19 protein-coding genes are annotated in these 18,114 nt (G+C 61.5%); 9 read left to right on the top strand and 10 right to left on the bottom strand.

The annotated features are described in order from the left end of the window. Positions 1 to 16: 16 nt before the first annotated feature. The 5 genes from N0P34_RS05665 (at position 17) to N0P34_RS05645 (ending at position 3,243) form a co-directional block, all read left to right on the top strand. Entirely contained in the window at positions 17 to 358 is a 342-nt protein-coding gene (locus tag N0P34_RS05665) for a helix-turn-helix domain-containing protein (RefSeq protein ID WP_275606041.1), read from the top strand. A 62-nt stretch (positions 359 to 420) separates the two neighbouring features. Continuing rightward, positions 421 to 1,239 carry a bifunctional allantoicase/(S)-ureidoglycine aminohydrolase gene (locus N0P34_RS05660; protein ID WP_275606040.1) on the top strand — a complete coding sequence of 273 codons (819 nt, stop codon included), beginning with the start codon at positions 421 to 423 and terminating at the stop codon, positions 1,237 to 1,239. A 3-nt stretch (positions 1,240 to 1,242) separates the two neighbouring features. Beyond that, positions 1,243 to 1,743, top strand: a complete 501-nt coding sequence (locus tag N0P34_RS05655) for an ureidoglycolate lyase (protein WP_275606039.1) — start codon at positions 1,243 to 1,245, stop codon at positions 1,741 to 1,743. A 120-nt stretch (positions 1,744 to 1,863) separates the two neighbouring features. Next, positions 1,864 to 2,616 carry an META domain-containing protein gene (locus N0P34_RS05650; RefSeq protein ID WP_275606038.1) on the top strand — a complete coding sequence of 251 codons (753 nt, stop codon included), beginning with the start codon at positions 1,864 to 1,866 and terminating at the stop codon, positions 2,614 to 2,616. Between the two features lie 3 nt (positions 2,617 to 2,619). Next, complete coding sequence (locus tag N0P34_RS05645; RefSeq protein WP_275606037.1) at positions 2,620 to 3,243, top strand: nucleoside deaminase; 624 nt, start codon at positions 2,620 to 2,622, stop codon at positions 3,241 to 3,243. A gap of 133 nt (positions 3,244 to 3,376) precedes the next feature. Here N0P34_RS05645 and N0P34_RS05640 read toward each other — a convergent pair whose 3' ends face one another. Next, positions 3,377 to 3,517, bottom strand: a complete 141-nt coding sequence (locus tag N0P34_RS05640) for a hypothetical protein (RefSeq protein WP_275606036.1) — start codon at positions 3,515 to 3,517, stop codon at positions 3,377 to 3,379. Between the two features lie 229 nt (positions 3,518 to 3,746). On the opposite strand from N0P34_RS05640, the gene otsB reads away from it, so the two are divergent. The 3 genes from otsB to N0P34_RS05625 all read left to right on the top strand — a co-directional run bounded on the left by otsB (position 3,747) and on the right by N0P34_RS05625 (position 6,999). Beyond that, complete coding sequence (gene otsB, locus N0P34_RS05635) at positions 3,747 to 4,556, top strand: trehalose-phosphatase (protein WP_275606035.1); 810 nt, start codon at positions 3,747 to 3,749, stop codon at positions 4,554 to 4,556. 69 nt (positions 4,557 to 4,625) lie between these two features. Further along, positions 4,626 to 6,038, top strand: a complete 1,413-nt coding sequence (locus N0P34_RS05630) for a trehalose-6-phosphate synthase (protein WP_275606034.1) — start codon at positions 4,626 to 4,628, stop codon at positions 6,036 to 6,038. Positions 6,039 to 6,135: 97 nt separating this feature from the next. Beyond that, on the top strand, positions 6,136 to 6,999 hold the full coding sequence (locus N0P34_RS05625) for an intradiol ring-cleavage dioxygenase (protein ID WP_275606033.1): 864 nt from the start codon (positions 6,136 to 6,138) through the stop codon (positions 6,997 to 6,999). 39 nt (positions 7,000 to 7,038) lie between these two features. Here the strand turns inward: N0P34_RS05625 and N0P34_RS05620 are convergent, their stop codons facing one another. The 4 genes from N0P34_RS05620 to N0P34_RS05605 form a co-directional block, all read right to left on the bottom strand. Then, complete coding sequence (locus N0P34_RS05620) at positions 7,039 to 8,472, bottom strand: DEAD/DEAH box helicase (RefSeq protein ID WP_275606032.1); 1,434 nt, start codon at positions 8,470 to 8,472, stop codon at positions 7,039 to 7,041. Positions 8,473 to 8,770: 298 nt separating this feature from the next. Further along, the gene (locus N0P34_RS05615; RefSeq protein WP_275606031.1) at positions 8,771 to 9,562 is read right to left on the bottom strand and encodes a molybdopterin-dependent oxidoreductase; all 792 of its coding nucleotides are present in this window, start codon (positions 9,560 to 9,562) and stop codon (positions 8,771 to 8,773) included. Then, complete coding sequence (locus tag N0P34_RS05610; RefSeq protein ID WP_275606030.1) at positions 9,559 to 10,410, bottom strand: cytochrome b/b6 domain-containing protein; 852 nt, start codon at positions 10,408 to 10,410, stop codon at positions 9,559 to 9,561. Before N0P34_RS05610 ends, N0P34_RS05615 begins: the two co-directional genes overlap by 4 nt. Positions 10,411 to 10,496: 86 nt before the next feature. After that, the gene (locus N0P34_RS05605; protein WP_275606029.1) at positions 10,497 to 11,144 is read right to left on the bottom strand and encodes a ThuA domain-containing protein; all 648 of its coding nucleotides are present in this window, start codon (positions 11,142 to 11,144) and stop codon (positions 10,497 to 10,499) included. Positions 11,145 to 11,389: 245 nt separating this feature from the next. On the opposite strand from N0P34_RS05605, the gene N0P34_RS05600 reads away from it, so the two are divergent. Beyond that, on the top strand, positions 11,390 to 12,991 hold the full coding sequence (locus N0P34_RS05600) for a bifunctional metallophosphatase/5'-nucleotidase (protein ID WP_275606028.1): 1,602 nt from the start codon (positions 11,390 to 11,392) through the stop codon (positions 12,989 to 12,991). A gap of 81 nt (positions 12,992 to 13,072) precedes the next feature. Here N0P34_RS05600 and N0P34_RS05595 read toward each other — a convergent pair whose 3' ends face one another. The 5 genes from N0P34_RS05595 to N0P34_RS05575 form a co-directional block, all read right to left on the bottom strand. Further along, a complete protein-coding gene (locus N0P34_RS05595) occupies positions 13,073 to 14,116 on the bottom strand; it encodes a Gfo/Idh/MocA family oxidoreductase (protein ID WP_275606027.1) in 1,044 nt (347 codons plus the stop codon). Positions 14,117 to 14,242: 126 nt separating this feature from the next. Further along, positions 14,243 to 15,031 (bottom strand): ThuA domain-containing protein, encoded by a 789-nt coding sequence (locus N0P34_RS05590; RefSeq protein WP_275606026.1) that lies wholly within the window; start codon positions 15,029 to 15,031, stop codon positions 14,243 to 14,245. A gap of 177 nt (positions 15,032 to 15,208) precedes the next feature. Then, positions 15,209 to 16,216: an ABC transporter ATP-binding protein gene (locus N0P34_RS05585; protein WP_275606025.1), complete on the bottom strand. Its 1,008-nt coding sequence runs from the start codon at positions 16,214 to 16,216 to the stop codon at positions 15,209 to 15,211. 11 nt (positions 16,217 to 16,227) lie between these two features. Next, positions 16,228 to 17,073 (bottom strand): carbohydrate ABC transporter permease, encoded by an 846-nt coding sequence (locus tag N0P34_RS05580; protein WP_275606024.1) that lies wholly within the window; start codon positions 17,071 to 17,073, stop codon positions 16,228 to 16,230. Continuing rightward, positions 17,073 to 18,053, bottom strand: a complete 981-nt coding sequence (locus tag N0P34_RS05575) for a sugar ABC transporter permease (RefSeq protein WP_275606023.1) — start codon at positions 18,051 to 18,053, stop codon at positions 17,073 to 17,075. The genes N0P34_RS05580 and N0P34_RS05575 overlap by 1 nt, the downstream gene beginning before the upstream one ends. Positions 18,054 to 18,114 lie beyond the last annotated feature (61 nt).

The raw sequence follows: 18,114 nt of genomic DNA, 5'->3' as shown, positions 1-18,114 counted from the left end.
GTTATAAAAATATAACATGTCAAGCGACGACCAGGACGACCTCATCTTCAAGGCTCTGGCCCATTCGGTGCGCCGTCGCCTGCTCGATCTGCTCAAGATAGAGCCGCGCACCACCGGCATGCTTTGCGACCTCACCCCCGACCTCGATCGCTGCACCGTTATGCAGCATCTGAAGGTTCTGGAGCAGGCCGGGCTCCTCATCAGCGAAAAGCGCGGACGCGAGCGTTGGAACCACCTCGATGCCCTCCCCATCCAGGCCATCCACGAGCGCTTCATCGGACCATACGCTGCCTACGCCGCCGCCATGTTGAGCCGGCTGGACAAACAGGTTGAGTTGGCTGGGAAAATCGAAGCTTAGGGTCTTGGACTTGCTGCCGGGATGGCTCTACTCTCTGGCGACGCATTTCAGTGAACCCAGACATGTCCGCTTCTTACGCCACCCCGATCGCCGGCCTGCCCGCCCAGATGGCCCTTCACACGGGCCGAGCAACCTTCAACGAAGCCTACGCGCTCATCCCGCGCGGGGTGATGCGCGACATCGTCACCTCCTACCTCCCCCATTGGCGGGACACCCGCCTCTGGATCATCGCTCGCCCCATGTCCGGCTTTGCCGAGACCTTTTCCCAATACATCGTGGAAGTGGCGCCGGGCGGCGGCAGCGAGCGCCCCGAGCAGAACCCGGAAGCCGAAGGCGTGATCTTCGTGGTCGAAGGCGACCTCGTCCTGACGCTTGAGGGCATTGTTCACCAGCTCAAACCCGGCGGCTACGCCTTCCTGCCCCCCGGCGCAAACTGGAGCCTCGTCAATCGAAGCCCCGAACCCGCCCGCTTTCATTGGGTACGCAAGCGCTACGAAAAGGTGGACGGCATCGACATGCCAAGCGCCTTTGTCACAAATGAACAGGACGAGCCCATCCGCTGGATGCCTGACACCAATGAACGCTGGGGCACCACGCGCTTTGTCGAGCCCACCGATTTGCGCCACGACATGCACGTCAATATCGTCACCCTGGAACCCGGCGCCGTCATCCCCTTCGAGGAAACCCACGTCATGGAGCATGGGCTTTATGTGCTTGAGGGAAAAGCGGTCTACCGGCTCAATCGCGACTGGGTGGAGGTCGAGCCCGGCGATTTCATGTGGCTGCGCGCCTTCTGCCCCCAGGCCTGCTATGCCGGTCCCGAGCGGTTTCGCTATCTGCTCTACAAGGACGTCAACCGCCATGCAAAGCTGCCGTTCTGAGCCATGAACGACCGTAACCTCACCATAGAGCCGCTCACCGCCGAGTCCTTTGCGCCCTTCGGTCAGGTCATCGAACGCGAAGGCGCCCACCATTACCCGATCAATTCGGGCATGACCGAGCGCTTCCATGATCTGGCCAAAGTCGAGTTGGGGGGCGTGCATGCGCGACCGCTCATCTCGATTTTTCGGGGCCGCCCCTATGCCCTGCCGCTCAGTCTGAGCCTGGTCGAGCGACACCCCTTGGGAAGCCAGGCCTTTTACCCCATCTCTGCCGCGTCCTGGCTGGTCATCGTCGCCGAAGACGACAGCGGCACGCCAACCCGGCTGCGCGCTTTCCGTCCGTCTCCCGGGCAAGGCGTCAATATCGCCATGAACACATGGCACGGCGTACTCACCCCCCTGGAGCGCGAGAGCGAGTTTCTCGTGGTGGACCGAGGCGGCGACGGCAACAATCTCGAGGAATATGTGTTTGATCTCCCCTGGATCATCGGCGTCGGTTCGTAACCCTAAAAAAGTCCTTTGCTCGCATGTGCCGGCGGCATGGTTTAGGCTGGGAGCACATCTTTATTTCGCTGGTGCCTTTGCCCGCCTGTCACGGACAGCCAGTCGAGACGGGAGGAAGCCATGTTTGCCAGGCTGATAAGCATTATCGCGGCCCTGTTGGTTCTAGCTGTCCCTGCCCTCGCGGCGCCACTGACCCTTACAGGCGAGGTGTTTTACCGCGAACGCATGGCCCTGCCGTCCGGCGCCAGCCTCCACATCGAGCTTGTTCGCCTGCACGATGGCGGCCCCGTCGTCGGCGCGGAGGGTTACATTGCCCCGTCCGGTCAGGTCCCGCTCACCTTCAACCTCAACATTCGCACCAACCCCGACCCAAAACGCGACTATGGCCTCCGCGCTGAAATCCGCGCCAATGGGCAGGTGCTTTTTTCCAGTCCGTCGCCAGTCCAGGTCGATCTCGCCAATCCAGCGCCAATATCGATCCTCGTCACCCGCCAAAAGCCCCAGCCCATCGCCGCGGCCCCAACCCTGCCCGAGCCGACGCTGCTCGATACGCGCTGGCGCGTCACCAGTATTGGCGGCAAGCCGGTCACCGGCACGCGGCCGATCATCCTTGCCATCGCCGCCGATCTGCGGGCGACCGGCAATGGCGGCTGCAACAGCTATGTTTCGGAATTGACGCTTCTGGCCAGCAAGTTGGTGTTCGGTCCCGCTGCGGCCACCCGAATGGCCTGCGCCGAAGACATCATGGCCCAGGAGGCCGCCTATTTCGCAGCGCTCGCCGCCGTCGGTGGCTTCGAACGCGACGACAAGGGCCTGCGCCTGCTCGATCCTGCCGGCATTCCGCTTGTCGGCCTCGTCCCCTCTGAGGAGTAAGTCTTGGACACCGCATCCTTCGTTTCCCGCCTGCTCGACGTCATCGAACAGGACATCGTGCCCAAGACTGCCCAGGGCGTCACCCACGGCAACAAGCTCTTCGGCGCCGCCATCCTGCGCAAGTCCGATCTGTCCGTGGTGATTGCGGAAACCAATAACGAGACGGAAAATCCGCTCTGGCATGGCGAGATGCACGCCATCAAGCGCTTCTACGAATTGCCTGCCGGGGCGCGTCCTGACCCCAAGGATTGCATCTTCGTCACCACGCACGAGCCCTGCTCGCTCTGCCTCTCGGGCATCACGTGGTCAGGCTTTGACAATTTCTATTTTCTTTTCAGCCATGAAGACAGTCGGGACAGCTTCGCGATCCCCTACGATATCCAGATCCTGCAGGCGATCTATGCCGTGCCCGATCCCGGTGCGGAAACGGTTCCCGCGGATCGCCCGCTCTACAACCGCCACAACGCCTTCTTCAAGAGCTACGCCATTCAGGGCCTGATTGCCGGTCTGGAGCGGACGCAGAAGGAAGAACTGCTTGCCCGGGTCGACAATCTGGTCGGCGCCTATGCGGATCTGTCGGCCGTCTACCAGCGCGACAAGGGCAACAAGGGCATACCCCTCGCCTGATCACCGTGGGTTTTTGCGCGTCGACTTTAATGGGCCTCGAATGGGGGATCCGGCTGGGCTGGGGGCCGGCCCCGGCGGCAGGCGTCTCCAGCCCCATAACAGCAGTTGCGCGCCAAGCCCGCCCGATTGTGCGCTACTGGAACTGGCCATTGGAGATCTCCACGGCGTCCGTCTCGGGCGGCATTTCAGCAAAGCTTGCTGCCAGGGCAATGAAACTCATGGCCATGGTGAACAGCATGGTGAGAAGCAGTTTCTGGGGCGCGATATTCAGCATGATCTTCGCTTTTCTATTGTCTGGTCGAAGCTTGAGGCATCACCGTACAGTGATCTCTGGCTGCGGACTTAACGCGGTTAGATGCAATAACGCTCCCGTCATGAACTGCTCACGAATGCGTTATTAAGAATTTGTTCATTTTTGGCCCCGGGCCCGGCACCGCGCCGCCGAACCATTTGGCTTCACTAGCGTTTCCCTTGTTGAACCAATATCAACCAAAGGGGCTATCATGGCCGAGCCGAGCCTTTTCGCGGGCGAAAACCTGCCTCTTCTTGCCGTCTTTACAGATTTCGACGGGACACTTGTCGAGATCGCCGAAACCCCGGAAAGCATTGCTGTCCCCCCCGAATTGCCCGGGCAGCTGGACAGGATCCTCACCGAGTTCGATCATGCATTCGCCGTGATCACCGGGCGGGAAATTTCCGATATCGATCGTTTTTTGTCGCCACTGCAACTTCCCATCGCGGGGGCGCACGGCTCGCAGCGCCGACGTGCTGATGGCACGGTCGAACAGATGGATGAGCATCTCGTCGAGGCCGCTCAGGAAATCGCCCGGACACTGGAAGGGCTGGTGGTCGACAACCCAGGTCTTTTGCTCGAACCCAAGGAAGGGGCCGTCGCCCTTCACTTCCGGCAGGCGCCAGAGATGGCCGATGAGTGCCACCGCGCTATGCAGGAAGCGGTTCGCGATTATCCCGACTTTACCCTCGTGGCCGGAAAAATGGTCATCGAGGCCCGTCCCACTGCGTTCGACAAAGGCGCCGCATTGCGCGCCTTCATGCAGGAACAGCCCTTTCTTGGCCGCGTCCCGATCTTCATCGGCGACGACCGCACCGACGAGGACGCCTTTCGAGTGGCCCAGGAACTGGGCGGCGTGGGCATCAAGCTCGGGCCAGGCGAAACGATCGCCCGCATGCGCATAGCCGACGTGACCTCGGTCCATGCGCTGCTGCGGGGGTTGAGCGAGTTGATCCACCGCGACCGGCCCGACCATGCTGACCGGCAGCAAGGCGGGACAGAGGACGGTCTGGCCCACTAGGGCCCATCGAAACTTCCGGCGGGACGTTTTCGCCCCGCCATCAAACACGAAAAAAGGGGCAGAGTAACCATGAGTCGCATCGTCGTCGTTTCCAACCGCACACCCGGCAAGGGTCCGACCGCCGGAGGCCTGGCCGTGGCCCTGCGAAAAGTGCTGATGGAGCGCGAAGGCTTCTGGTTCGGGTGGTCGGGAAAGCTGACGGAACAGCCGAGCGAGACGGCCCGGCTCGAAGATATCGAGGGCGTAACCGTCGCCCAGATCGATCTCACCCGGGACGACCACCACGCCTATTACGCAGGCTTCTCAAATTCGATCCTTTGGCCGAGCTTTCATCTGCGGCTCGACCTCGCGACCATAGAAAGCCACTGGTACGAAGGCTATCGCCGGGTCAACGCCCAGTTCGCGCGGGCGCTGCTGCCCCTGCTCAGGCCCGACGACGTCATCTGGGTGCATGACTATCACCTCATTCCCCTGGCCGCGGAATTGCGGCGCCTCGGCGCGCGAAATCGCATCGGCTTTTACCTGCACATCCCCTTCCCCACCCCGGATGCGCTCTATGCCATTCCCAACCATGCCGAGCTGATGCGCGATCTCTCGCGCTATGATCTCGTGGGCATGCAGGCCCGGCGCGACGTTGCCGCCTTTACCGAATTCGCCGAGCATCAGTCTCCCTCCACCTTTGTCGGCGACAATCAGGATCATATCGACTTCAGCCGCACCGAGATCGATGCCTGCCCGATCGGTTCGGAGCCGGACGCCTTCGCCAGCCTGTCCACCAGCCCCGCTGCCACCAAAATGGTAAAGCGCATGGAGCGATCCCTGGGCGGACAGCGCCTCATCCTTGGCGTCGACCGCCTCGATTATTCCAAGGGATTGCCGCAACGCGTTGAGGCCTACGAAAAGCTGCTCGCCAACAATGCGCGCTTCAGGCGCCATGTTCACATGCTCCAGGTGGCGCCGCCTTCGCGCGATACGATCAAGGAATATCAGGAGACCAGCGACACGCTCGACGCCATCTGCGGCCGTGTCATGGGTCATTTCGCCGAGCCCGACTGGCAACCGCTGACCTATGTCAAACGCGCCTATGGCCAGCCCAGCCTTGCAGGGCTTTACCGTCTCGCCCGCGTCGGTCTCGTGACCCCGCTCCGCGACGGCATGAACCTCGTGGCCCACGAATATGTCGGCTCCCAAAACCCGAAAGACCCGGGCGTCCTGGTGCTTTCGCGCTTTGCCGGTGCGGCGGAGATTTTCCCCGAAGCGCTATTGGTCAATCCGTTCGACACGGACGAAACCGCCGAGGCCCTGCGCATCGCCCTCGACATGCCCTTGGAAGAACGGCTCGAGCGCTGGCAGGCCCTGATGGCGGCCGCCCGCAAGCACAATGTGGTGGATTGGGCCGTCAGCTTTCTCGACCGCCTGGCACCCCGGGGCACCGCATCGAGCGCCACGCGCGACATTCTCTACCTTGCCTCGGTCGCCTAACGCCCTGGTTACGAAAGCTTCACGCACCTTTCTGTCTCTTCACGACCAATCTCGACCCCTTCGGGATATTCATGTGCAGATAGCCAAGGGAAAAACCATGCCAAAGCTTACTCGCCGCGATGCCTTCCGCGCCCTCGCCGTCACTGCCAGTGGCGGCGTCCTCATGACCCGCACCGCTTTCGCCCAGGAAGCGGGTGCCAGCGCTGGCCAGACGGCGGCCCTGCTTCAGGGCGCCGATGTCTGCACCATCGTCCCCGAGGTCACGGAAGGCCCCTATTATTTCGATCCTGATCTTGAGCGAGCGGACATCACCGAGGGGCGCCCGGGTATTCCCCTGCGGGTCCGCCTTCAGATCGTCGATGCCGGCTGTGTGGTGATCCAAGGCGCCCGCGTCGACATCTGGCATTGCGATGCAACTGGAGCCTATTCCGGATATGCGGGCCAGGGCGATGACGGCGCCGTCGACACCTCTGGCGAAACCTTCATGCGGGGCACACAATTCACCGATGAAAACGGCATAGCCGAGTTCGAAACAATCTATCCCAGTTGGTATCGCGGCCGCACGACGCACATCCATTTCAAGATCTTCATCGCCGAGAACGTCGTGCTGACCGGGCAGATGTTCTTCCCCGACGCGCTCTCCGAATACATCTATCTCAATGTCGCGCCCTATAATGAACGGTCCGGAATGCGCGACACGCTCAACGCCAATGACGGCATAGCGACCCAGTCCACCCGCGCGGCCTATGCCTTCCTCAAGGAAACCGACGAGGACTATCTCGCCGCCATGATCATCGGCATTGACCCCAATGCGCAGCCAGGCACGGGGTTCGGGCGCCCCGGCGGCGGCATGCGCCCCCCTCCGCCGGCCAGCAATGGCGGCCCGCCGCCCGGTGATGCTGGCGGCCCCGAGGGGCGCGCCGACCGGAGCAGGATGACCCCGCCCTCGCGCGGTCAGTAAACAAAAAAGGCGGCCCGAGAGCCGCCTTTTCTAGATCATTTAGCCTTCGCGGCGGCTGCGCGCTGCAGTCTTCTTGGCCGCCGTGGTCCAGCGCTGCTTGGTCTTGAGACCGTCTGCGCGGGGCGGCTTGGTGGACTTGGCCGGAGCCAGTGCATTGTTCGGATCGCGCGCGATGGCTTCACGCGCTACGCCGCCCTTGCCGCGTTCGCCACCCGGACGAGGGGTGTTGAAACGCCGATTGCTGTTCGGCTTGGGGTTGCGTGCCGTACGAACGCCTGCGGGTGCACCCGCATTGTTGCGCGGCGCGCGCGGGGCAGAGCTTTCGACTTCCGTCAGCAGCTTCTCGTCGCCCGAAACCGGCAGCGTCCGGCGGATGAGACGCTCCACATCGCGCAGCTTGCCGCGCTCGGTGCCGTCACACAGCGTGATGGCAATGCCGGTGGCGCCATTACGGCCGGTGCGGCCGATGCGGTGCACATAGTTTTCCGGATCGTCCGGCAGATCGTAATTGACCACGTGGGTGATGCCCGGCACGTCGATGCCGCGCGCCGCGATGTCGGTCGCAACGAGAATGCGGACCGAACCCGAAGAAAAGCCCTTGAGTGCGGCCTGACGGGCGTTCTGGCTCTTATTGCCGTGGATGGCGGCGGCGTCGTGACCGTCAATCGCCAGATTTTTGGTGACGCGGTCGGCACCATGCTTGGTGCGTGCGAACACGATCACCCGCTCCATGGCTTCCGCCTCGTCGCTCAGCAGATCGTTGAGCACGTTCCGCTTGGCCTTGGAGTTGGAGAGGATCACGCGCTGGTCGATCTTGACCACGGTCGAGCCCTGCACCGAAGCCTCGACCTTGATCGGCTCCTTGAGGAGGCTCTTGGTCAAATCTTCGATTTCCGGCGCCATGGTGGCCGAGAACAGCATGGTCTGGCGACGAAGGCCGATGGCCTTGGCGATTGCCTTGACCGGGGCAATAAAGCCCATGTCGAGCATGCGGTCGGCCTCGTCCAGCACCAGCCAGCGCGTTTCATTGAGGCGGATCTTGTTGTCGTCCAGGAGATCCTTGAGACGCCCCGGCGTGGCGACGACGATGTCGACGCCCTTTGCGATCTTCTGGACCTGATGGTAGCGCGAGACGCCGCCCAGGACGAGCACGGTATCGAGCTTCATCTTGGAGCCGGCGAATTTGCGGATATTTTCCTCGATCTGGACGGCGAGCTCACGCGTCGGCGCCAGGATCAGCGCGCGCGTGGTCATCGGGCGCGGACGCCCTGTCACGGTGAGGAGGCCAGCCAGGATCGGCAGGCCGAAAGCAGCGGTCTTACCCGAACCGGTCTGGGCGATACCCAGCATGTCCCGACCTTCGAGCAGCTTGGGAATAGCCTGGCTCTGGATCTTGGTGGGCACGGTATAACCACCCGCAGTCAGGCTATCGGTAAGGACTGTGGGAAGGCCGAGCGAAACGAAATCGGTCAAGTTTGGTCTTTCTGCGCCAATGCGGCGCTGATGTGCACGCAGCCATGCTGCGCGCCTATCGCCAGTCGCGGCGCGACAGGCGGTTCAACAGGTGCAATCGGGCGATAAAGGGAAAGTATCGCGCGGGTGCTGGCTCACCTCCGGACCAATTCGTGGTATCCGAAGTGACTTCGCCGCTCACCGCTTGAGTAAGAAGAGAAGTCCATTCGCGGCGCTCTGGCCGCGATGTCCGTCCCATATGGGCCAATTTTCCGTCAATGGCAAGACGATCGCGTGCATGGGCGGCCTGCGTGCAGCGTCAGATGCCGCCGTACCAGTCATATCCATTGTCTTCCCAATAGCCGCCCTTGCCGCCCCCGAACGGCCGCAGATCGTCCACGAGTTCGATCGTGTGCAGGTATTTGGGCTGCTTGTAGCCCAGTGCCCGCTCGATCCGGAGCCGAACCGGCGCCCCATTGCTCACCGGCAACACCTGATCGTTGAGCCCGTAGGAAAGGATCGTCTGCGGATGATAGGCGTCGACCAGGTCCGAGCTCGTATAGTAGAGAATGTCGCCCGACAGCGTTTTCTGGATGTTGTCGAAGCAATGGTAGACGCAGAACCGTGCCTCCGGCTTCACACCCGCCATGTCGAGCAGCGGCCCCAGCGCGGTCCCCGTCCACTTCGCGATGCAGCTCCAGCCCTCGACGCAGTCATGCCGCGTGATCTGGCTGCGCGCCGGCATGTTGCGCAGCTCGTCGAGCGAGAAACTGACTTCCTTCTCCACCATGCCCTTGATGGTCAGTTTATAGGGCGCGAAATTCTGCGCCTTGAGGAACATATATTCCGGCGTCGTCGGCTCGGTAGAGCCATTGGGCTTCATGCCCTGGCGGATTTCGCTCGCCGCATATTCGCGCGCCATTACCTGCTCGCCGATCAGCGCCCGCTGCGCCCGATAGGTCAGCACATTGGCCTGCTCGATGGCGCTCCGGATCGGATTGCCCCGCTGGCCAAGGAAATCGAACTGGTCGCAGCCCGAGAGCGCCAGCCCAGAGCCCAGCGCCGCAGAACCCATGATGAACCGCCGGCGATTGAGGATCAGATTGCTCATGGCCGGTCACCCTCCCGGGCAATAGTGCCCCTGCCCGTCCGATACCAGCCGGTGATCATCGAACGCATCTCATTGAACGGCCCCGCCAGCACCACCATCACCAGATGGACGATGAAGAACAGCACCAGCAGCGCCATGACGATGAAATGGATGGTCCGCGCCGTCTGACGACCGCCAAAAACATCGAGCAGCCATGGCCAGGCCGCATCCATCCCCGGGCTCATCGTCAGCCCCGTAAGGACGATCAGCGGAAACAGCACGAAGAAGACGATGAAATAGCTCAGCTTCTGCACCGGGCCATAGCTGCGCCCATGATGCAGGCGCAAGCGCGCATGGTTGAGCGCGTCCGCGGGCAGCGCCTTCAAATCCGCGCCCTTGGGCACGATATCGCGGCGCAGATGTCCGTTTATGGCGCTTGCCAGAAACCAGATGAACAGCGCCGCCACCAGCAGCCAGCCGAAGAAGAAATGCACCACTCGCCCCGTCGCCAGATCGCGAAACGAGGGAATGGTCACCGCGCCCGGAAAGCCGACATATTGCGGGCGCTCGGCGCTGCCGCTCATGCCCAACACACCCGTGGTGTCGAAATTATTGCCCAGTATGGTCGTCTGCCCGCGCGGGCCCTCCGGCGTGTTGATCGCACCGATCCGAAAAACGGTGTTGTCATACTCGAACCCCGACTCATTGCCGAGATAGAGCGCCGGATGGGCATTGAAGATCTGCAGGCCTGAGAGCAGCAGGAAAAACAGGCATATCGCCCAGACCCAGTGCGTTATCCGGGTCCAGATCGACTGGCGGTAAACCAAAGGTCCGCTTTTTGGCGCGTCCGATCCGGCGTCGTGGCTCATCCCGCTCTCCTTGCTGGAGGAGATACGAAGCCAAAACGACGTCAGTTTCAACTCACCATCATGGGACGGCGAAACGAAGAGCGATATTATTCGTCCCGCGCAGCCCAGTTGATGCCCCGGCGCAGGATCGTCGCCATATTGGTGTTTTCGAATTCCTTGGCGCGGTGCCCGAGGGTGGAGTGGAAAATCCGCCCTGCCCCGTGCATGCGCTTCCACACCACCGGCATCACCACGCCCTCGACCCAAGGCGCATGCTCGCCCGAAAAAGTGGTCGTCGCCAACACCTCGTTGGAGGGGTCGACATGCATATAATATTGCTCGGAGGTGTAGGGGAACGACTTGATGCCGGCCATGATCGGATCGTCCGGTTTGGTCACGTCGACGCTGTAATCGATGATGTTCCCCGGATGGGCCACCCACTGTCCGCCGACCATGAACTGGTAGTCCACGCTGTCGCGGAAGGCGTCGCTCATGCCGCCATGATGGCCGGCCAGCCCCACCCCATTCTGAACTGCCCTGGTCAGGTTCTCGACCTCCTCCTTGGCAATCTTGCTCATGGTGAAGATCGGGATGATCAAATTGAGATCATGGATGGACGGGTCGGCAAAGGCACTCGTTTCGGTCGCCATGCGAACGGAGAAACCGTCTTCGTGCAACCACCGCCGATAGATGGCGGCACACTCTTCCGGGTCGTGACCTTCCCAGCCGCCGTAGACGATCAAAGCACTTCGCATTGGAGATTACCCCGCAAATCAAACGGCGCGGAGATTACCCTACTCTCCCCGCTTTGAAACCCTTTGCCCCTTCGTTTCCACCACAGGGCCCTGCCAGCGCAGTAGATTTGACCAACAGGTCCACTTTCCACTGTCATAAATTGCTGATTAACTGCTCTTCGATGCCGTCGGCCAGTTCCCAGGGGAGCACGTTCGGAATCTGGTCCCGCAGCCTCAATTGCCAAGCAAAACAAGGGACAACAGGGATGAAGAAGTTACTGCTGGGCGCCACCGCGCTCACCCTCTGCGCCGGCTTTTCCAGCGCGGCGTATGCCGAATTCACGCTCAACATCCTGCATATCAACGATTTTCATTCGCGGTTCGACCCCATAACGGGCACTGATTCCAATTGTGATGAAGAGACTGATGCCAAGGGAGAGTGCTTCGGCGGCATCGCGCGGCTCAAGACGATCATCGACGACACCCGCGCGAAATATGACGGCGCCAATTCCCTGCTTCTCTCCGCTGGCGACAATTTCCAGGGCTCGCTCTATTACACGACCTACAAGAGCAAGGTCGTCTCCGACTTCTTCAACCAGATGGGCTTCGACGTCGTCGCCACCGGCAACCACGAATTCGACGACGGCCCCGAAGAATTCATGAAATTCATCGACGCCGCCGAGTTTCCGATCATCGGCGGCAATTTCGACGTCACCCGGGATCCGCACCTGGCGGGCAAGATCAAGGGCTCCTACGTCATCGAGATCGGCGGAGAAAAGATCGGCATTATCGGCGCGACCGCCGAGGACACCCCCGAGATCGCCTCTACCGAGGACATCGAGTTTTATGACGTCATCCAATATGTCCGGGGCGCCTCCGAAGCGCTCGACGCGGCCGGGGTCAACAAGATCATCCTCTTGAGCCATATCGGCTACACGGTCGACCTCGAAGTCGCCGGCGCCCTGCCGCTGGTCGACGTTATCGTCGGCGGCCACAGCCATTCGCTCCTTGGCTCGATGGAAGGCGCCGTCGGCCCCTACCCCACCATGGTCACCAACCCCGATGGCGTGGAAGTTCCTGTCGTCCAGGCCAACCAGTACGGCAAATATCTCGGCGACATCGCCATCACCTGGGACGATAATGGCGTCGTAACCAAGGCCGAAGGCCAGCCCTTCCTCATCGATGCCTCTGTCACGGCCAATGCCGAATTCGCCGGACAGCTCAAGGAGCTTCTCGGCCCGATCGAGGAGCTGACCAGCACCGTCATCGGCACGACCACCGACAAGCTCGAAGGCTCGCGCGAGATCTGCCGCGTCCAGGAATGCTCCATGGGCAATCTCCTGGCCGACGCCATCCTTGATCGCGTCGCCGATCAGGGCGCAACGATCGCCTTCCAGAATGGTGGCGGCATCCGTGCCTCCATCGACGCCGGTGAAATCACCGTCGGCGACGTGCTGACCGTCCTGCCCTTCTCCAACACGCTCGCCACCGTCCAGATCAGCGGCGCCGACGTTATCGAAGCGCTCGAAAACGGTGTCAGCGACATCGAGAACGGCGCCGGGCGCTTTGCCCAGGTCGCTGGCCTCAAGTACAGCTACACCCTGGCCAATCCTGCCGGCGAGCGCGTCAGCGACGTGATGGTCAAGGGAGAAGGCGATGCCTGGGTCCCGATCGACGAAGACGCCACCTACACCATCGTCACCAATAATTATGTCCGCGGTGGCGGCGACGGCTACGGCACCTTTGCCGAAGGCGACAACCCTTATGATTTCGGCCCGCCGCTGGAACAGGTGGTCGCCGACTACATCGCCAAGCTCGGCGGTGAATACACCCCCTACACCGATGGTCGCATCACCATCATCGAATAGGTCGGGTTAGCTGCAAAACAGAAAGGGCGCCCCAACCGGCGCCCTTTCTTCTACCCGATCGTGGGAGCCGGATGACCGCTCCTAGACCCGATGCTCGGTCCGGTCGCGATCCGTGATCGAACCCAGATCGAGCACTTTCTGAATATTGGCCGCATGCCGGAAGCTCGGCTCCAGATTGCGTCCGGCGCGCACGGCTTCGGCAAATCGCATGTAATTGGTCGGCACCGGGTCTACCTGCACCTCGGTCCAGGTCCCGGTCTCGATATCATCCCCGAGGCACGTGAACAGCTTCGACCAGTCATGCCGATGCTGTACTTCCACCGACCCCTTGTCGCCATAGATACGCAGGCGCAGCTCGTTGAAATGGCCCGTTGCCCAGCGCGTGGCGTGGATGACCCCCAGCGCGCCGTTCTCGAGCTGCGCGGTCATGGCGAAGCTGTCATTGGCATCGAGCTGATATTCGCCGATCTGGTTGTTCTCGGCCTTCTCGAAGGTTTCCAGCCGGCAGAACACGCGGGAAAAATCGCTGCCCGCGCCATAGGCCGCAAAATCGAGGATATGAACGCCGATATCGCCGAGCACGCCGTTCGAACCGTGCTTCTTGCTGAGGCGCCACAGCCATTGACTCTCCGTGCGCCAATCGCCCCAGGCCTTCGACACCAGCCAGCTCTGCAGATAGCTGGCTTCAAAATGCTTGACCGTACCGACCAGCCCCGACTGCACGATTTCGCGCGCTTTCTGCAGCTGGGCGACATTGCGATAGGTGAGGTTGACCATGTTGACGAGACCAAGCCGTTCGGCCGTCTCGGTCATTTCCATCGCCTTTGCATAGTCGGTGGCCAGCGGCTTTTCGCAGAACACGTGCTTGCCCGCATTGAGCGCAGCCATGGTCGTCGGATGGTGGATACTGTCCGGCGTGACATTGGCGATGGCGTCGAACTCGCCCCAGGCGAGAGCCGCATCGAGCGAACCGAAGCCGCGCTCGATCCCGTGCGCGGCATTGAACGCCTCGACACGGGCCGGGTCCACATCGACGCCGCCTGCGAGCGTTACGCCCTCGATGGCCGCAAAGTGCTTGGCATGCTGGTTCGCCATGCCACCAGTACCCAGGATAAGGATACGCATAGTTTTATTCCTTGGGCGCCTTAGCCCGATTGCAATTTACACGGGGGTCATTCCCGCGAAAGCGGGAACCACTGTTTTTCTCAACGGAGGCTCCCGCTTTCACGGGAATGACTCCACTGCAATGGGCTAGGCCTTCACTTCACCGGCGTGGTCGGCAGAGCTGAGCTTGGGGCCGCGCTCTTCAATCTTTTCAATGGCCTCGCCGACGGGAACATTGGGCGCCTTCATCAGGCGGGCATAACGATCGCCGTTATGAGCCCAGTTGACGGCATTCCGCAGCACCTGGCCGACAGTGGCATCGTGATAGGTCGGATAGGTCTCGTGACCCGGGCGGAAATAGAAGATGTTTCCGGCGCCGCGCCGATAGGTCAGGCCAGAGCGGAAAATCTCCCCACCCTGGAACCAGGAGACGAATACCGTCTCCAGCGGCTCCGGCACGGTGAAGGGCTCGCCATACATCTCTTCGTTTTCAAGCTCGAAATAGGCCGGCAGGCCCTTGGCGATCGGATGGCCTGGATTGACTACCCACAGGCGCTCGCGTTCGCCCGCCTCGCGCCAGTTGAGGTTGGCAGGCGCGCCCATCAACCCCTTGAAGACCTTGGAATGGTGGCCCGAATGCAGCACGATCAGGCCCATGCCCTGCCAGACATGCTCCATGACGCGCTTGACGACGGCGTCATCGACCTTGTCATGGGCCGCATGACCCCACCAGATCAGCACATCGGTCTGGCTCAGCGCCTCCTCGGTGCAGCCGTGCTCCGGCTCCTGCAGCGTCGTCGTCTTCACCGACAGATTGGGATCGGAGGACAGCAGCTTGGCGATCTGGCCATGCATCCCCTGGGGATAGATCTCCGCCACTGTCTTGTTCTTTTGCTCGTGGACATTCTCGCCCCAGACGAGGGTACGGATCGTCATCGATAGTCTCCTGATTTGACTTGGCCGGTGGGGAGACACCGGCCTGCGTGTATTCTCTGTGCCGTCGGCGCAAACTGCGTTCGCCTCAAGATCATTGGAGGTGAACGCACCACGGCCCGACAAGTTGTGGCGTGGCGAAAAGACGACGATGTGGCCGCCCCGCCGATTGTGATCTCCCTAGGCGACAGGCTTGCCCGCCGCGTCGAAACGATGGATGCGGTCCGTCATCGGCGAGAGCTGGACGACATCGCCGCTCTTGTAGTCATTGGCCCCGTCGAGCCGAACCACCACTGGTTCCTCCGTACCCATCTCGAGATAGACATAGGAGTCGGCGCCAAGGTTCTCGGTATGGATCACCTTGCCGTTCCACACCCCGTTTTCAGGCACGATGGTAATGTGCTCGCCGCGAATACCCAGCGTATCGCAACCATAGGCCTGGGCCTTCTCGCCACCGATGAAGTTCATCTTCGGCGAGCCGATAAACCCGGCAACGAACACCGAATTGGGCCGTTCATAGAGCTCCATGGGCGTACCCACCTGCTCCACCAGCCCGTCGCGCAGCACGCAGATGCGGTCTGCCAGCGTCATCGCTTCCACCTGGTCGTGGGTCACATAGATCATTGTGACATTGTCCATTTCCTCGTGCAGCTTGGCGATCTCGATGCGGGTCGCCACGCGCAGCGCCGCATCCAGATTGGACAGCGGCTCGTCGAACAGGAACACCTTTGGGTCCCGCGTAATAGCGCGACCGATGGCGACGCGCTGGCGCTGGCCACCCGAGAGCTGCTTGGGCAGGCGATCCAGATATTGGCGGATCTGCAGCATGTCGGCGGCCTTCTCGACGCGCTTGCGGATCTCTTCCTTGTCCTTGCCCTTTTCGAGCGTCAGACCGAAGGCCATGTTTTCGTAGACCGTCATATGCGGATAGAGCGCATAGGACTGGAACACCATGGCGATGCCGCGTTTGGAGGGCGCGAGGTGGTTCACCACCTGCCCGTCAAACAGCATCTCGCCGGAGGTGATATCCTCAAGGCCCGAGATCAGGCGCAAAAGCGTGGACTTGCCGCAACCGGACGGGCCCACGAAAACCATGAACTCGCCCTTGAAGACCTCCAGATCCACGCCCTTGATCACGTCGACCATGCCGAAGGACTTGCGGACATTGCGCAGTTCGATTGAAGCCATCTTTTCTCTCCCTAGCCTTTCACGCCGCCAGCGGTCAGGCCGGACACAATTTTGCGCTGGAAAATCAGAACCAGAACGACGAGCGGAACGGTGACGATCACCGATGCCGCCATGATCCGGCCCCATGGGATTTCGTATTGCGTGCTGCCCGACAGCAGCGCGATCGCCACCGGTACAGTTCGGGTGTCATTGTTCGCGGTGAAGGTCAGCGCGAAGAGGAACTCGTTCCAGGCCCCGATAAAGGCCAGAAGACCCGTCGTCACCAGTGCCGGCCACATCAGCGGCAGGAACACGCGGGTGATGATCACCCATGGCGTCGCCCCGTCCACAATCGCCGCTTCCTCGATTTCCACCGGCAGGTCGCGCATGAAGGTGGTCAGCACCCAGACTGTGAAGGGCAGGGTGAAGATCGTGTAGGAGAAGATCAGCGCCCAGGGCGTGTTGTAGATGCCCATGAAGCGGATCAGCTCGAAGAGACCCGCAAGGACGGCCATCTGCGGAAACATCGAGACCGCAAGGATGGTCAGCAGCAACAGCCCCCTGCCCCGGAACCGCACGCGGCTCAGCGCGAAGGACGCCGTCACCGCCAGGAACAGCGCCAGCAGCACCGTCATGGCCGAGATGAAGATCGAGTTGAGCAGATTGCGCGGGAAGCTCCCGGTGCTCAGCACGGCGGTATAATTGTCCAGCGAGAACGAGGTCGGCCAGTAGTCGATCTGAAACAACGCCGTGCCGGATTTGAAGCTGGTGATGATGGCGTAGTAGAATGGGAAGACGCTCACCACCACGATGAAGGTCACCAACAGGTAGAACAGCGCCCATTTGGTGAATTTCCAGAGGTCGAAGGTCGCAGTCATCAGCGGTCTCCCCCGTCAAATCGGACCTGCCCGAGCCAGATATAGATTATGGTGAGGAAGGCGATGATCAGGAACAGGAGCGTCGACATCGCCGAGCCATAGGCGAACTTGTCGAAGTCGAAGAGATTTTCGCGCGCCAGCACGCTCATCGTCTTGGTCGCGGCACTGTTCGGCGTCAGCACATAGATCAGGTCGAAAATGCGCAGCGCGTCGAGCAGGCGGAAGATGATCGCCACCATCAGCGCCGGCCGCACCAGCGGCAGGGTGATCTTGAAGAACTGCTTGACCGGATGCACGCCGTCGATTTCAGCGGCCTCATAGATGTCCTTGGGGATCATCTGGAGGCCCGCCAGCGTCAGGAGCGCCATGAAGGGCGTCGTTTTCCAGATGTCGACAATCAGCACCGCAGTCATCGCCGTTTCTGACGTCGCGGTCCAGGCAACCTTCTGGCTGAGAAGACCAAGCCGCATGCCCAGATCATTGAGAATGCCGAACTGGTCGTTGAGCATCCAGCTCCACATGCGGGCCGAAACGATGGTGGGGATAGCCCACGGGATCAGGATGGCAGCGCGGACAAGGCCGCGGCCACGGAACTCGGCATTCAGCACCAGTGCCACGATCATGCCGAGCACGGCTTCGAAGGCCACCGAAGTGAACGCAAACCGAACCGTGTTCCACACGGCATTCCACCAGGCCGGATCGGCCAAAAGGCCCCGCCAGCGCACGGCTCCGCTGTCGAGCACCTGCCAGCGCAAATAATTGCCGAAGCCGATGAACTGGGCACCCTCGAGATTGCTGAGGGACGCGTCGGTGAAGGAGAAATAGATCGATCGAAGCAGCGGCCACCCGGCCACGATAGCCAGTGCGATCAGCATCGGCAGGAGGAACCAGCGAGCGGCCCGCACACGCTGCTGCGTTAGTTCCGACTTTATCTTGGGTGCTGGCCGGACCCCGGCCGTTACCATCGTTTCCGTCGCCATCTTGGTCTCCTCCCTCGATGCGATGCACCACCATCAGAAAGGGCGGACGGTGAACTGGTCA

The organism is Devosia sp. FJ2-5-3, assembly GCF_029201545.1.
Classification (GTDB): domain Bacteria; phylum Pseudomonadota; class Alphaproteobacteria; order Rhizobiales; family Devosiaceae; genus Devosia.
Note: the sequence above shows the minus strand (reverse complement) of the source record. Positions and strands in the feature narration are given on the sequence as shown.

Excerpts from the sequence above, each read along its gene's own strand:
- N0P34_RS05595 (WP_275606027.1), bottom strand. The coding sequence starts at position 14,116 with ATGCGTATCCTTATCCTGGGTACTGGTGGCATGGCGAACCAGCATGCC.
- N0P34_RS05660 (WP_275606040.1), top strand. The coding sequence starts at position 421 with ATGTCCGCTTCTTACGCCACCCCGATCGCCGGCCTGCCCGCCCAGATG.
- N0P34_RS05665 (WP_275606041.1), top strand. The coding sequence starts at position 17 with ATGTCAAGCGACGACCAGGACGACCTCATCTTCAAGGCTCTGGCCCAT.
- N0P34_RS05590 (WP_275606026.1), bottom strand. The coding sequence starts at position 15,031 with ATGACGATCCGTACCCTCGTCTGGGGCGAGAATGTCCACGAGCAAAAG.
- N0P34_RS05585 (WP_275606025.1), bottom strand. The coding sequence starts at position 16,216 with ATGGCTTCAATCGAACTGCGCAATGTCCGCAAGTCCTTCGGCATGGTC.
- N0P34_RS05640 (WP_275606036.1), bottom strand. The coding sequence starts at position 3,517 with ATGCTGAATATCGCGCCCCAGAAACTGCTTCTCACCATGCTGTTCACC.
- N0P34_RS05650 (WP_275606038.1), top strand. The coding sequence starts at position 1,864 with ATGTTTGCCAGGCTGATAAGCATTATCGCGGCCCTGTTGGTTCTAGCT.
- N0P34_RS05625 (WP_275606033.1), top strand. The coding sequence starts at position 6,136 with ATGCCAAAGCTTACTCGCCGCGATGCCTTCCGCGCCCTCGCCGTCACT.
- N0P34_RS05605 (WP_275606029.1), bottom strand. The coding sequence starts at position 11,144 with ATGCGAAGTGCTTTGATCGTCTACGGCGGCTGGGAAGGTCACGACCCG.
- otsB (WP_275606035.1), top strand. The coding sequence starts at position 3,747 with ATGGCCGAGCCGAGCCTTTTCGCGGGCGAAAACCTGCCTCTTCTTGCC.
- N0P34_RS05600 (WP_275606028.1), top strand. The coding sequence starts at position 11,390 with ATGAAGAAGTTACTGCTGGGCGCCACCGCGCTCACCCTCTGCGCCGGC.
- N0P34_RS05630 (WP_275606034.1), top strand. The coding sequence starts at position 4,626 with ATGAGTCGCATCGTCGTCGTTTCCAACCGCACACCCGGCAAGGGTCCG.
- N0P34_RS05610 (WP_275606030.1), bottom strand. The coding sequence starts at position 10,410 with ATGAGCCACGACGCCGGATCGGACGCGCCAAAAAGCGGACCTTTGGTT.
- N0P34_RS05575 (WP_275606023.1), bottom strand. The coding sequence starts at position 18,053 with ATGGCGACGGAAACGATGGTAACGGCCGGGGTCCGGCCAGCACCCAAG.
- N0P34_RS05655 (WP_275606039.1), top strand. The coding sequence starts at position 1,243 with ATGAACGACCGTAACCTCACCATAGAGCCGCTCACCGCCGAGTCCTTT.
- N0P34_RS05580 (WP_275606024.1), bottom strand. The coding sequence starts at position 17,073 with ATGACTGCGACCTTCGACCTCTGGAAATTCACCAAATGGGCGCTGTTC.
- N0P34_RS05615 (WP_275606031.1), bottom strand. The coding sequence starts at position 9,562 with ATGAGCAATCTGATCCTCAATCGCCGGCGGTTCATCATGGGTTCTGCG.